Genomic DNA, 13441 nt, shown 5'->3' with positions numbered 1-13441 from the left:
GCTCATTTTTAATCAACTAAATAATATATAATCTACTTTACAATAACTCTTTTCAGGTGTCCTTCGGAAGTTTTTACAAGATACAATCCTGTAGAAAGTTTCGAAGTGTCGATTGTTAAAGCATTTTTTTCTTTTCCAATCTGTTTTCCGGACATATCATACAATTCATAATCCTGCGCTCTGTTGAAATACAGAATATTTCCTTTTGTCACCGGATTCGGGAATATATTGAAGGTTGCTTTTTCCGGTTTTACCTCTCCGGTAGCCAGAGTCGGCGCATTGGCGATTTCATACATCGATAAAGTACCGCTGATTTCATTGGCAACAATTACATAGCCTTTTCCGGTAGTTGTATTTTCTGGGGCAATGTAGATAAGCCCTTCCGGTCCGTTATCGCCTCCGTATGCAGAAGTCATTCTCGAATGTTTGTAATCCGTAAAAGCAGGATTGTTAGGATCGGTAATATTATAAACCATCACGCCGCCGGTTCTTTCCAGTGTGATGAAAGCGTACGTTTGTCCGTTAATATTTCCTAACGCCACTCCTTCCGGTTCAGGACCTTTTGCACGGCTTCTGCTTTTAACAGTATTAGATTCATTATCTGCATTAAAGATCAACGGATGATTGGCTGCGATATATCTCTCAAAACGGTCCCCGCTGTCGTAGACGATCTGTTTGGTATCTGCATTGAAGATTGAGAATGAACGCGCTCCCAAAGCTGCAATTTCCTCAAAATCTGCATCTCCGTCTGTATTTCCGGTCGCATTGGAAACTCTGAATCTTCCTAAATTATAAGAAGCTTTTAAAACAGAAGACTGTGGGAAAATAGCGGGATCTAAAGCATAATCATTCGCACCTACTGTAGTTCTTTCACTGAATCCTGCAAGATCTTTTTCATCTCCTTCATTGGCAGTTATGATGTAATTGGTTCCTCCAACCTTATAATTCTGAATGCCATCCGGAGTAAAATAGGTTTTTACAGGCCAGTTTGCAATTAAGATCTCTCCGTTGTTATCAGAAGCATCAAAACCGTTTCCGGGAACACTCATGTCTTTTTTACCCAATCCCCAAATTCCAGTAATGGTTTTTGTGGCTAAATTAACTTCGGCAACCGCATTGTTTTCCTGAAGGGCAACCCATGCTTTCTGGCTGTCTGAACTGATGGTAATGTATTCCGGTTCTAAATCCTGAGAAAGCGTATTGTTTGTTCTTACTTTTCTCAAACCAGTTGCCGATAATGCAGAAACCTGAGCATCAAAAGCATTAAAATTAAGCGTCGTAACATTGCTTTGCGTAAGATTGGAAATTCCGCCTGAAATATCAATAATGCTGATTGTTCCTTCCGGATCTACGGTATAAGAATCGTTCGGTTCGCCTTCGTTGGCGGTCATTACTTTTGTTCCGTCCGGTGAAAAAGTAATCATATCCGGTAAAGCTCCTACAGTAACCTGCTTCAGGAAATTTCCGTTGATATCAAAGAAAACTACAGAACCGTTCTGTTGCGGATTTGTATTTGGAGAAGCCGCAGCAATAATTCCGTTTTTTACGGCGATGCTTGTAATTCCGCCATAAGGAGCCATGTTGATGGTATTAACAACTGTAGGTGAAGTCGGATTGCTGAAATTGATAATATCAAAAACATCGGTGATGGAACTGATGGTAAATAATCTTTGGGTCGCAGGATCATGAACCACAATTTCCGTGGAACTGGTGTTGGTTCCCGAAGGATCAAAACTTCCGATATAATTTAAAGAAATCTGATGGGACGGAACAGGAGCCGGTTTATCGTTATCTACAATATAAATCGTTGCATTGCTGTCTCCGGAAATGGTTGCTCCAACCGGATTTTCAAGGCTTACCACAAAATATTCAGCCTGTTGTTCTTCCAGAGTGTCATCAATAATCGGGATGTTTACCGTATAACTCGTCGTGGAAGGAGTAAGATTAATCGTCTGATTCGCTAATGTAAAGTCGCTGCTGTTTGCTGTACTGAAAGGAGCGGGTTTCACCACCAAATTCACTGTTGAATTTGACGGATTCGTAACATTTATTTTAAATGCTAAAGTTCCTGCATTTTCATTGACTTTAATAAAATTTTTATCCAGAGAAACGGATGTTCCGGCTGTGGTGAAAGTTGTGGAAGTAACTGCTGTAACCGCATTATCACTGGTGTCTTCTACCATATTGGGTTTTAAAGCCAGATAATACGTTTGGTTAGGGATTAAAGCTACAGCCGGGATTACTGTAATTTTATTATTGGAAAACGCAGTTGTAAAGGGAACCTGAGAACCTGAAGCATTTCCAAGACGGAAATCGACAAGCATTTGTGCATTAGAATCGTTGATCGCGGAATTGTCTGTTAATCTTACATTTTCATTAAAAGAAATCGTAGGATTTACAGTCGTTAAAGCATTATTTGTGTTGTTTGAGGGAAGGTAAGTTACGGTGGGAGGAGTAGTATCGGCTGCGTTAATTGGGGTTGCATCTACGGTAAAATTATCGAAACGGTTGTTGCCCACTGTTCCTCCGGAACCTTGCGAGAATTCAGCTTTAAGTTTAAAATTAGGATTGTTGGCGACTCCGGAAACGCCTGAAAAGTCTAACGTAATGAGCTGCGGATTGGCATCTAAAGGCGAAACCGTCTGAAAAGTAACGAAATTTGTTCCGTCCACAGAATATTTCCAGGTTTGTGTTCCCGCTCCGGAACCGGATCTTCTTGTCGTAAATTTCACCACAACATTATTGTACCCTGTTGTTGGTAAATTGAACTGAAGATTTCCGTTGATCGGGAAATTATAGCGTAAATGCGTTCCTGAAACATCTCCGTTTCTCGCATTGAAATTGTCGATATTGAAATTTTGTCCTGTTCCGTTGGCGAAATCTACATCAGTAGTTCCGTTGGTTGCAGCAGTCATCGAACCTCCCAACAAAGTGGAAGTCGGCGCAGTGATGGAAGCTGCCGAAGCATTGTTATTAAAATTCCAGTAATGGATAAGAGAGGTCTGCCCGAAAACCGCTCCCTGAAGAAAGAATGCGGCGACAACAGAACTTTTTAACAGGTAGTTGTTAATCATTTTTTACTTACTTTAAATTTATGCAAAAATGAAGGTTCTACTTTGCAAAGATTTTAAGCAAATTTTAAAAAATGATTAATAAATAAAAGATAAAAATAAATTTAAGTTAATAATGAGATGATAAGGCAAGGAAAAAATAAATCGATTTCAGTTGAAACGATTTTAGAACGTATGATTCCCAAAAATATTTTATTTTGAGACCTGACCGGAAAAACGCAGATTTTTACCCGTGAATTTATTTCCTTCCATGGGATGCTTCTGCATATAAAAAAATCCTGAAATTGCCGTCAGAACCAGTAAAATAAAAGCTACGAGAAAAATTCTTTTTAACATTTCCTTCATATCGCCAGATTTTTAATGTCCTTAATTTCTAATGTTGAAGTCGGATACCCTTTTAGTACTGCATTGATCATTGCGATACCCACTTCATGTAAAGTTAATGATTTTGATGGTAACAAAACAGGAAAAATCCAAATTAAAGGTTTAAAAAACCATTTTACATTTTCCTGACCTTCAACGGGTTTCATAAATCCCGGTCGAAAATTATATGCTGCCCTGAATCCTAATTTTCTAAGTGCATTTTCCGTTCTGCCTTTTACTCTTGCCCACATCATTTTTCCGCTTTCCGTTTTGTCGGTGTGCGCTCCTGAAACATAGTTGAAAACCATATCCGGATTCTGATTGAGAACGGCCTTTGCGAAATGAAGCGTTGTATCATAAGTAATCTTCGTATATTCCTCCTCGCTCATTCCTACACTGCTGATTCCCGCGCAGAAAAAGACAGCATCATATCCTTTGAAGTTTTCATCATTCAGATCTATCTTTAAAAAATCTGAAACTATATATTCTTTTAATTTGGCGTGTTTTTTACCCGACGGTTTTCGGCTTACACTGAGAATTTCAGAAATGTTCGGATTCTCTAGGCATTCCATTAAAACGCCTTCACCCACCATTCCTGTTGCTCCCGTAAGAATTATTTTTATTGAATTCATTTCTTTACTGTTATTACTGTTGTTGACGTTTTCAGTAATGCTTTTACTTTATGTGGTATCAAAAATTATACAATTTTTTTTCGTTTTTTGAAATTTGGGTATTATTTAACCTGATTGATAAGGATTTGATAGTTTCGGCGGCGGCGAAGCCGCCGCCGAAACTATCAAACAAACTCGTAAACCTTTGCCAAAATAAAAAACCGATCAGTAAATGACCGGTTCTGTAATTTATTAAAGAAAATCTTATTTTTTATCCTGTAATTTGGTGTAAATATTGTGAATTAAACCATCTGCAACAGATATTTTCGGAACAAAAATCCTGTTGATTTCCGACCATGTCATCACATTATTGAAGATCTGTAAAGCATGAACCAAAACATCGGCTCTGTCTTCGCGGAGATTATATTTTGTCATTCTTTCATCAACCGTAAGATCATCAAACTCCTTGTATACCTTTTTAAGATGAGAAAGAGACATCGGTTTGCCGTCTTTCGTTTTGCTCATGGAGAAAACTTTGTTGATGTTTCCTCCTGATCCGATGGCAACAATCGGCTTTTTGCTGTTGATATTTTTTCGGATCTCTTCCTTCATGTCTTTCCAGTTGTCGGGCGTCACCAGATTGTTCAGCAAACGGATGGTTCCGATGTTGAAAGATTTTTCGTACTTCATTTTTCCGTTTTCGTAAAAGGTAAGCTCTGTAGAACCTCCACCAACATCAATATACAAATAGGCAAATTCTTTATCCAGTCCTTCGGCAACATGATTTTCAAAAACCAGAGTTGCTTCCTCATCTCCGGAAATTATTTCAATATTAATTCCTGAAGTTCTTTTCACCTCTTCAATGATTTCCTGTCCGTTGGCTGCGTCGCGCATGGCACTCGTAGCACAGGCTCTGTAATGTTCCACCTTATAGATTTTCATCAGATCGCTGAAAATCTTCATCGAGTCGATCACCATTTTTTCCCTTTCCTCTCCAATCTTTCCTAAGGTAAAGACATCCATTCCCAGTCTCAGAGGAATTCTCAAAAGATTCAGTTTAATGAATTCGGGCTGTTTATTGTTTATTTTAACCTCATTAATTAAAAGTCGGGCTGCATTACTTCCTATATCTATGGCTGCGATTTTCATTTCTTATTCGTTTTGGCTTTTAAATATCGATAGGTTTCAATCTGAGAACGGCACTCTTCCTTATCGTTATCAATATATTCGTTGCTCAGTTTTTTGTCTAAAATACGGGCTTTTACATTATCTTTCAACTGTATGTCGAGAATATCCTTCAATTCTTTCTTTAAATTTTTATCCGTAATCTTCGCGGCAGCTTCAATTCTGTAATCTAAATTTCTCGTCATCCAGTCTGCGGAAGAAATATACATATCTTCGGCTCCTTTATTGTAAAAATACATCACTCTGGCATGTTCCAGATATTCATCTACAATGCTTATTGCCTTTATTTTTTCTTTAAAATCTTTCTGATTGACAGCGCAGTAAATTCCCCTTACAATCATTCTGATGACAACTCCGGCTTGTGCCGCTTCGTATAACTTTTCAATCAGGGAACGGTCGCTTACAGAATTGGCTTTAACGATCATTTCTGCTCGTCTTCCCGCTTTGGCTTCTTCAATTTCTTTATCAATGTGATGTACAATCTTTTCACGCATGAACTGCGGACATACGAGAAGATTTTTGCAGGTTTTTAAAATCGGAAGATAATCGTCTTTCGGTTTTTTCAGAACATTGAATACCTTATTAATATCTGCCATAATTCCGCGGTCTGCAGTCATTAACAGATGATCTCCATAAATTCTCGCAGTTTTCTCATTGAAATTTCCGGTACTTACAAAACCGTACTGAATTGTCTTATTATGAGACCTTTTCTTGATGACACATAATTTGGCATGAACTTTTTTGTTCGGAATACCTATCAATACGGTAATTCCTTCCGGTTCCAGCATTTCCTTCCACTCCAGATTAGATTCTTCATCAAATCTTGCCTGAAGCTCAAGCATTACCGTCACTTCTTTACCGTTTCTTGCCGCATAAATCAAGGCATTAATGATTTTCGAACTGCTCGCTAAACGATAGGCTGTGATCTGGATGGATTTTACATCAGGATCCATTGCCGCTTCACGAAGAAGATCAATTACAGGATTGTATTTGTGATAAGGGAAGGTAAGAAGAACATCATGTTTCAGAATAACATCCGTTACTCTTTCCGTGTTTTCAAAAGCGGGGTGGGTAAAAGAAGTTCTTTCAACAGGCTTTTCATACCTTTCAAAAACATCCGGGAAATCCATGAAATGTTTAAAATTATGAATTTTTCCTCCGGGAATAATGCTGTCTTTTTTCGTCAGGTTTAATTTTCGGATCAGCATCTCAAGAAGAGCCTTGTCCATATCTTTATCGAAAACAAAACGGGTGGGTTTTCCTTTTCTTCTGTTTTTTAAGCCTTTTTCTATTTTTTCGGCAAAATTGGTACGGATGTCATTATCAAGTTCCAGTTCTGCATCTTTGGTTACCTTAAAAGCATTGGCAGCAAATTCATCATATCCGAAATAAGAGAAAATATGGGGTAAATTGAAGGTGATGACATCTTCCAAAAGCATTACATTTTTCTCTTCCACATCTTCGGAAGGAAGCAAAACAAATCTTCCTACAAAACGTGACGGAATTTCAATAATGGCGTAATTGCTGGAATATTGCCAATCTTTTTTCCTCATCGCGACACCCAGATAAAGACTTTTGTCCCGCATGTAAGGCATCGGTGTATTTTCATGAAGCAGAATAGGAATGACGTTGGATTCTACCACTTCATCAAAATATTTTCTTACAAACTCTTTCTGATTGGCAGATAAATTTTTAGCTGTTTTAATGTAAACATGATGTTCCGCCATTTCAGCAAGAATTTTCTTCCACGTTTTATCGAAATTCTGCTGCTGTCGCATCACAATATCATTGATCTTCTGGAGAATTTTGGAAGGCGGCTGATAAAAAGATTCTGCAATTACTTTTTCTTTGAAATCCATGGCGCGCTTTAAACCTGCAACCCGCACACGGAAAAATTCGTCTAAATTGTTGGAGAAAATTCCTAAAAAACGGATTCTTAAATGTAAAGGGACTTTTTCGTCCATGGCTTCCTGTAAAACCCTCTCGTTGAAGGCAAGCCAGGTAATATCTCTCGGATTGAAATGTAATGACATTCTCTAGTGTATAATTTATCAAAAATAATAATTTGTGGTATCCTTTGAAACCTTTTTGCGTTAAGCTTTAATTAAATTTTAGAGCCAAAAAGATTCTGAAACCGGATGATTTTTGTAATCCATTAAAGTTATTAAAACTATCTGAAAAATTGCAGTTCCGTTCTGTATTTTTAATTTAAAATAAATGAATCATATAATAAATAGCCGTTAAGTGACAAAATTGATATGGTTTAACAAGTATTAAAAGGTTTTGTGACAAAAATTCAAATCATTTAAAAAGTAAAGTTTAGGTTTATTTTAAAACGTATTTCTAAAATTTTCAAGCTGAAAAATAAAATTATTTTTTCCTGTTTCAGATTGTTTCTGTCAATTTGTCACAAAATTTTGAATGGTATAAATATTGAGAAATACTGAGTGTAAATTAAAATTAAAAATTAGAAAAAATATAAAAATATTATGAGTAAAATAATTGGAATTGACTTAGGAACAACCAACTCTTGTGTTGCTGTAATGGAGGGTAAAGACCCTGTTGTTATTCCTAACGCAGAAGGTAAAAGAACAACGCCGTCTATCGTTGCGTTTACAGAAGATGGTGAAAGAAAAGTAGGAGATCCTGCAAAAAGACAGGCGGTAACGAATCCAAAGAAAACAGTATATTCAATTAAAAGATTTATCGGAACTCACTTTAAAGAGGATGCGAAAGAAATTTCAAGAGTACCTTATGAAGTAGTTTCAGGACCAAATGATACCGTAAAAGTAAAAATCGACGACAGAGAATATACTCCACAGGAAATTTCTGCAATGACGCTTCAGAAAATGAAGAAAACGGCTGAAGATTATCTTGGTCAGGAAGTAACAAGAGCGGTAATTACGGTTCCTGCATACTTCAACGACGCGCAGAGACAGGCTACGAAAGAAGCTGGTGAAATCGCAGGTCTTAAAGTAGAAAGAATCATCAATGAGCCTACTGCTGCAGCGTTAGCTTACGGTTTAGATAAAAACCACAAAGACCAGAAAATCGCGGTATACGATTTAGGAGGTGGTACTTTCGATATCTCTATCCTTGATTTAGGAGATGGTGTATTCGAAGTATTGTCTACAAACGGAGATACGCATTTAGGAGGTGATGATTTTGATGATGTAATCATCAACTGGATGGCAGATGAATTCAAAGCTGAAGAAGGAGTTGACTTAAAGTCTGATGCAATCGCATTACAGAGATTGAAAGAAGCTGCCGAAAAAGCAAAAATCGAGTTGTCTTCTTCTCCACAAACTGAAATTAACCTTCCATATATCACAGCTACTGCTACAGGTCCTAAACACTTAGTGAAGACTTTAACGAAAGCTAAATTCGAGCAGTTATCTGCAGATTTGGTAAGAAGATCTATGGAGCCGGTTGCTAAAGCATTGAAAGATGCAGGTTTATCTACTTCAGATATCGATGAAGTAATCTTGGTAGGAGGTTCTACAAGAATCCCGATCATCCAGGAAGAAGTGGAAAAATTCTTCGGTAAAAAACCGTCTAAAGGAGTTAACCCGGATGAGGTTGTAGCGATTGGTGCTGCGATTCAGGGAGGTGTATTGACAGGTGATGTAAAAGACGTTCTTTTATTAGACGTTACGCCACTTTCTTTAGGTATCGAAACTATGGGTTCTGTTTTCACTAAATTAATTGAAGCAAACACTACGATCCCAACTAAAAAATCTGAGGTATTCTCTACAGCTTCTGATAACCAGCCGGCTGTAAGCATCAGAGTAGGACAGGGAGAAAGACCAATGTTCAACGATAACAAAGAAATCGGTAGATTCGACCTTACAGATATTCCGCCAGCGCCAAGAGGAGTTCCTCAAATCGAAGTAACATTCGATATCGACGCAAACGGTATCTTAAGTGTTTCTGCTAAAGATAAAGGAACCGGTAAAGAACAGTCTATTAAAATTCAGGCTTCTTCAGGTCTTTCTGACGAAGAAATCGAAAGAATGAAGAAAGAAGCTCAGGAAAATGCTTCTGCCGATGCTAAGAAAAAAGAAGAAGTTGAAATTTTCAACAAAGCAGACGGATTGATCTTCCAGACTGAAAAGCAATTAAAAGAGTTTGGTGAGAAATTATCTGCTGATAAAAAAGCAGCTATTGAAACCGCTCACGGAGAATTGAAAACAGCTTTTGAAGCTAAAAATGCAGATGATGTAAAAGCTAAAACAGAAGCTTTAGATGCAGCTTGGATGGCAGCTTCAGAAGAATTGTACGCAGCAGGACAACAGCCGGGAGCTGATGCAGGAGCACAAAACGGAGGAAATGCAGGAGGTGCAGAAGATGTACAGGATGCAGACTTCGAAGAAGTAAAATAAGATATAATAAGTCATTATAGAAATCCCCGAGCGAAAGCTCGGGGATTTTATTTTTAATATAAACCGTACGTTATAATTTTAATATCCAGTGTTTAATATTTACTCTATTGTAGGTATAAGTAATGTGAACCAATCCCTTTGCATCTTTAAAAATAGTCGGATAGCTGAATTCTCCCTTTTTTTCGTCTTCCAGAGAAAGCAGATCCTTCCAGTCGATCCCATCGTAAGAATAAGCCAGACGCAACTTTGTACGCCCTTCCCACCAGTCTTTTCCGGGAAGTTCAGGGTTGTAAACAATCAGAAAAAAATCTTTAAAACCAATGGCATCCGTTCCGGAGTTAGGATTCTGAAGATTTGTTGCGGTTAAAAGACTCCAGTTCATCCCATTATTTTGTGACCATGAGGTTGCAATTACTCCTTCTTTACTTCTGCATAAAACCTGTAGTTTGCCGTTTTTATGAACAATAATACTTGGCTGGATCACATTAAATGCTGAAGCAGAATCTATGGAATACGATGTCCATGTTTTCTGGTGATCCCTGCTGATTTCCACATGAGCCTTCCATCTATTTTCATTGATTTCTCTGCTTGATGGGGAAATAATATCACCATTGGCAAGTTCAGTGGGTCTGTTTTTGATGGGACCGAGAATAGAATCAGGTAACCGTTCTGCTTTTTCCCATGTTTTTCCGTTATCTCGTGAGGTTTTAACCATTCCCCACCATTCCCGCGGATTGGGTCCCACTTTATAATAGAGATATATAATCTTTTCTTTTTTAGATCTGAATAAGACAGGATTCCAGCAGGGATAACGCAGAGAATCGTTAACCTTTCCATCTGCCCAGATTTCAGGAGAGCTCCATGTTTTTCCATCGGAACGGGCTCCCCAGATCACGATATCTTTACCACCTTCATGACTGCCTCCAAACCAACTTGCCAAAAGATGTCCGTCCAAAGACTGTTCCATTGTAGATGCATGACACTGTTTGAAATATGTCCCTTCTTCAAAAATAAATTCTTTTTTAATGACCTTTGGCGAAGGAATTTGTGCGGAAATATTCACAATTATCAAAAAATAGAGTAGACAAAGTAGTTTTTCTTTCATGCTTATTATTTCTTTTTTACCAAATGATCCAGAAAAAATTGTATTTCTTTCTTTTTCAGTTTTTTATACCCTTCATCCTCAATACTTTTCAGTTGAGCTTTAGTAAAATTATCTGTTTTTTCTTTTGAAATAGAATCTCGAATGGAAATAATTTCCTTTGCTGCATAGATTTCATCCATCAAATGCGTCGCAATATTATCTTTTTTTCCGACACAGCCGTTTACATATTTCATCAATACAGGATGATCGTTATAATATTGATAGATTTCAAGAAATCGTTTATCATTTCTTTTAAAAAGTTCTTTCCCTGAGTACAATTTAAAGAATTGCTTCCGTTCTTTGAAAGATAAAAAAGCTCATCATTGGTAGCAGTTTTCGCTAATTTTCTGAAATCATCATACAGTTTACTTCTTTCACCACCTATTTCGATATGTGAAGATTCTGCATACTGTATTGTATCTAAAAGACTGGCTAACATTTTTACTTTTTTAGAAATCTGCGCTTCACAAAAGGTAATTGTAAAAAGTAAAAGTGGCAATATTCTTAGCTTCATGGTAAAATAATAGAAATTTAAAAACTAAGTTATTTGTTAAAGAATATTTTTTGTTTTTAATAATTATTTGGAAATTGAAGTTTACCATCTTTCCAATTCTCATTAATGATTTTATAAATTTCCAATCTCTCCGGAATATAAGTTTCATCGATTATTTCGAACTCATCAATACAATCTTTAAAAAAATTAATATCTAATTTTTCATAATAATTAATTTCTTCTGTTGTGTAAAAATCTTTGGATTGATTACTTTTTTTCGATATTATTTTATACTCCTCGTGGTTTCTTAACTCAGCAAGGATATATCCTCTTATACTTAGTGCCATATCTTGTTGGGCAATGATGCAGCTCATTTTTATTTCATATTGCATAGGAAATTTAGAATAGTATTTGTACAAATCTATGATTCTTTTATCCTTTTTATAGAGCAAACTAAAAGCTGCATTATGACGAATAAATGTATTTCCATTTAGAGCAAGATAAAAAAGCTCATCATTTGTGGCTGTTTTAGATATTTCAGAATATAAAGTGTAAAGTTCTTCGTAACTTTTATTATCATAAGTTTGAAGTATTATATCAAAAAATTTTTTGTCAATAATTTCAACTTTATCTTTTAGTTTTCTGGAAATCTGAGCATTCGATATAAATGAAATAGTAAGAAATATGCAAATAAGTCTGAGTTTCATGAAATAGTTTTTAAAAAGTGTTAGTATAACAACAAAAAAATCTTTAGATTAGTATTTAAAATCAGATCCAAAATGAAAATTTCTAAAATCCTCTTATTTTTAGGCTTATTATTATTCCAGTTACATTTTGCTCAGGAAAAAGCGGATGTTGTTTTAAACAAAGCGCTTACCGAAGCTAAATCCAAAAATAAAAATGTATTGCTGATGTTTCACGCTTCATGGTGCAAATGGTGCCACGTTATGGAAAAGAATATGAATCTATCCGAAACAAAGCCGATTTTTGATAAAAAATTTGTCACCGCTTATGTAGATGTTCAGGAAATGGGCGAAAAGAAAAAACTTGAAAATCCGGGTGGGGAAGCATTGATGGAAAAATACAAAGGCAAAGACGCGGGACTTCCGTTCTGGCTGGTTCTGAATCCGAAAGGGGAGGTGCTTGCAGATTCTTTCAACGATAAAAACGAAAATCTGGGCTGTCCGTCAACCACTGAAGAAGTAGATGTTTTTGTTGCCAAACTGAAGAAATCTTCAAAGATGAACGACAAAGAACTTCAGATGGTAAAACAGACTTTTTTAAAGAAGAATTAAAAAGTTCCGGCGAAGCCAAAGGCTTCGCCGGAACTGCGTTTAAAAATTAATTTACTTCCCAAAAAAGATTTTGTCCTGCTTCCGCTGATCGTTGTAGATCACCTGAAAAGTCACAGGCATATATTGGTAAAGAAGTTTCCAGTGGGAGATTTTGGCGTGCTTTTTAAAGCTTTCAAAAGACCGCACAAAAAGATTTTCAATCATATCTTTTACATAAGAATCTCCACCTTTATAAATCATTTCCATCAGTTTGATGTGATGGGCAATAATATTCACTTTAGATTCGTGAAGAAGCTTTTTAAGATAATTAATGGTTGCCTGCATAATACCAGCAAAATTATCCTGTGAAGACAATTGGGTAATTTCTGTGCGAAGGGGTGGATAGAAAAATTTTAAATACTCACTAGCTATTTTTTGATTAATAGTTTGCATCCGTACATTCATCATAATTAATATTTTTCGTAACACTTTCTATTGCGGCGAAAACTGTACCAAAGTTTACAGAATTGCTGCAAAAACAAAAACTCCTACAATTACAGCGATGTGCGTTGCCAGAATTTCAATATTATGTCTGTTGGTGGTGGTTTGGAACGTTTTCCAGTCGGAAATTCTTCTTATTTTAGATTTCATAAACAGTTGATTTTTAATGAGGTTGTATGTTATGAATTTTCGTGCTTTTACTCCCCTTAAAACGAAAAAGCGAAACTGACTAGTAAGTGAAAAAAGCTGAAAAAGCCCATTAATAAAAGGATTTTGGGCATATTTAACCCTCGGATTGAGAAAAAACGAAACGCCGAAAAACTACTATTTGCTACCATTTTATTACTATTAAAAAAAGATTTCCGCCATCATACAGCCCCTTTTCGGGGCTTTTTATTTTCTCAAAGATACAAATTT

13 protein-coding genes are annotated in these 13441 nt (G+C 36.4%); 2 read left to right on the top strand and 11 right to left on the bottom strand.

The genetic code is table 11. The annotated features are described in order from the left end of the window. Positions 1 to 32 precede the first annotated feature (32 nt). The 5 genes from BW951_RS18605 to ppk1 all read right to left on the bottom strand — a co-directional run bounded on the left by BW951_RS18605 (position 33) and on the right by ppk1 (position 7263). Positions 33 to 3074, bottom strand: a complete 3042-nt coding sequence (locus BW951_RS18605; protein ID WP_076395519.1) for a choice-of-anchor I family protein — start codon at positions 3072 to 3074, stop codon at positions 33 to 35. Positions 3075 to 3263: 189 nt separating this feature from the next. Beyond that, positions 3264 to 3416: a hypothetical protein gene (locus BW951_RS22910; RefSeq protein WP_157967229.1), complete on the bottom strand. Its 153-nt coding sequence runs from the start codon at positions 3414 to 3416 to the stop codon at positions 3264 to 3266. After that, positions 3413 to 4066: an NAD-dependent epimerase/dehydratase family protein gene (locus BW951_RS18600; protein WP_076395517.1), complete on the bottom strand. Its 654-nt coding sequence runs from the start codon at positions 4064 to 4066 to the stop codon at positions 3413 to 3415. Before BW951_RS18600 ends, BW951_RS22910 begins: the two co-directional genes overlap by 4 nt. A gap of 243 nt (positions 4067 to 4309) precedes the next feature. Next, positions 4310 to 5194 carry a Ppx/GppA phosphatase family protein gene (locus BW951_RS18595; protein WP_076395515.1) on the bottom strand — a complete coding sequence of 295 codons (885 nt, stop codon included), beginning with the start codon at positions 5192 to 5194 and terminating at the stop codon, positions 4310 to 4312. Beyond that, positions 5191 to 7263: a polyphosphate kinase 1 gene (ppk1, locus tag BW951_RS18590; protein WP_076395513.1), complete on the bottom strand. Its 2073-nt coding sequence runs from the start codon at positions 7261 to 7263 to the stop codon at positions 5191 to 5193. Before ppk1 ends, BW951_RS18595 begins: the two co-directional genes overlap by 4 nt. 456 nt (positions 7264 to 7719) lie before the next feature. On the opposite strand from ppk1, the gene dnaK reads away from it, so the two are divergent. Beyond that, positions 7720 to 9612 carry a molecular chaperone DnaK gene (gene dnaK / locus BW951_RS18585; protein WP_076395511.1) on the top strand — a complete coding sequence of 631 codons (1893 nt, stop codon included), beginning with the start codon at positions 7720 to 7722 and terminating at the stop codon, positions 9610 to 9612. Between the two features lie 70 nt (positions 9613 to 9682). Here the strand turns inward: dnaK and BW951_RS18580 are convergent, their stop codons facing one another. Genes BW951_RS18580 through BW951_RS18565 form a run of 4 tightly spaced genes read right to left on the bottom strand, consistent with a single transcriptional unit; the run spans position 9683 to position 11956 of the window. After that, positions 9683 to 10717 (bottom strand): sialidase family protein, encoded by a 1035-nt coding sequence (locus BW951_RS18580; protein ID WP_076395509.1) that lies wholly within the window; start codon positions 10715 to 10717, stop codon positions 9683 to 9685. Between the two features lie 5 nt (positions 10718 to 10722). Then, entirely contained in the window at positions 10723 to 10953 is a 231-nt protein-coding gene (locus BW951_RS18575; protein WP_139326211.1) for a hypothetical protein, read from the bottom strand. Then, positions 10950 to 11270: a hypothetical protein gene (locus BW951_RS18570; RefSeq protein WP_076395505.1), complete on the bottom strand. Its 321-nt coding sequence runs from the start codon at positions 11268 to 11270 to the stop codon at positions 10950 to 10952. The genes BW951_RS18575 and BW951_RS18570 overlap by 4 nt, the downstream gene beginning before the upstream one ends. 56 nt (positions 11271 to 11326) lie before the next feature. Next, positions 11327 to 11956, bottom strand: a complete 630-nt coding sequence (locus BW951_RS18565; RefSeq protein WP_076395503.1) for a hypothetical protein — start codon at positions 11954 to 11956, stop codon at positions 11327 to 11329. Between the two features lie 72 nt (positions 11957 to 12028). On the opposite strand from BW951_RS18565, the gene BW951_RS18560 reads away from it, so the two are divergent. Further along, the gene (locus tag BW951_RS18560) at positions 12029 to 12544 is read left to right on the top strand and encodes a DUF255 domain-containing protein (RefSeq protein ID WP_076395501.1); all 516 of its coding nucleotides are present in this window, start codon (positions 12029 to 12031) and stop codon (positions 12542 to 12544) included. Between the two features lie 51 nt (positions 12545 to 12595). Here BW951_RS18560 and BW951_RS18555 read toward each other — a convergent pair whose 3' ends face one another. Then, positions 12596 to 12991 (bottom strand): DUF7674 family protein, encoded by a 396-nt coding sequence (locus BW951_RS18555; protein WP_076395499.1) that lies wholly within the window; start codon positions 12989 to 12991, stop codon positions 12596 to 12598. A gap of 51 nt (positions 12992 to 13042) precedes the next feature. Further along, entirely contained in the window at positions 13043 to 13174 is a 132-nt protein-coding gene (locus BW951_RS23150) for a hypothetical protein (RefSeq protein WP_262487843.1), read from the bottom strand. Between the last annotated feature and the right edge of the window lie 267 nt (positions 13175 to 13441).

Origin of the sequence: Chryseobacterium gambrini (assembly GCF_900156825.1) — a bacterium.
Lineage (GTDB): Bacteria > Bacteroidota > Bacteroidia > Flavobacteriales > Weeksellaceae > Chryseobacterium > Chryseobacterium gambrini.
Note: the sequence above shows the minus strand (reverse complement) of the source record. Positions and strands in the feature narration are given on the sequence as shown.

Excerpts from the sequence above, each read along its gene's own strand:
- BW951_RS18560 (WP_076395501.1), top strand. The coding sequence starts at position 12,029 with ATGAAAATTTCTAAAATCCTCTTATTTTTAGGCTTATTATTATTCCAG.
- BW951_RS18600 (WP_076395517.1), bottom strand. The coding sequence starts at position 4,066 with ATGAATTCAATAAAAATAATTCTTACGGGAGCAACAGGAATGGTGGGT.
- BW951_RS18580 (WP_076395509.1), bottom strand. The coding sequence starts at position 10,717 with ATGAAAGAAAAACTACTTTGTCTACTCTATTTTTTGATAATTGTGAAT.
- BW951_RS18555 (WP_076395499.1), bottom strand. The coding sequence starts at position 12,991 with ATGATGAATGTACGGATGCAAACTATTAATCAAAAAATAGCTAGTGAG.
- BW951_RS22910 (WP_157967229.1), bottom strand. The coding sequence starts at position 3,416 with ATGAAGGAAATGTTAAAAAGAATTTTTCTCGTAGCTTTTATTTTACTG.
- BW951_RS18570 (WP_076395505.1), bottom strand. The coding sequence starts at position 11,270 with ATGAAGCTAAGAATATTGCCACTTTTACTTTTTACAATTACCTTTTGT.
- dnaK (WP_076395511.1), top strand. The coding sequence starts at position 7,720 with ATGAGTAAAATAATTGGAATTGACTTAGGAACAACCAACTCTTGTGTT.
- BW951_RS23150 (WP_262487843.1), bottom strand. The coding sequence starts at position 13,174 with ATGAAATCTAAAATAAGAAGAATTTCCGACTGGAAAACGTTCCAAACC.
- ppk1 (WP_076395513.1), bottom strand. The coding sequence starts at position 7,263 with ATGTCATTACATTTCAATCCGAGAGATATTACCTGGCTTGCCTTCAAC.
- BW951_RS18595 (WP_076395515.1), bottom strand. The coding sequence starts at position 5,194 with ATGAAAATCGCAGCCATAGATATAGGAAGTAATGCAGCCCGACTTTTA.
- BW951_RS18565 (WP_076395503.1), bottom strand. The coding sequence starts at position 11,956 with ATGAAACTCAGACTTATTTGCATATTTCTTACTATTTCATTTATATCG.
- BW951_RS18605 (WP_076395519.1), bottom strand. The coding sequence starts at position 3,074 with ATGATTAACAACTACCTGTTAAAAAGTTCTGTTGTCGCCGCATTCTTT.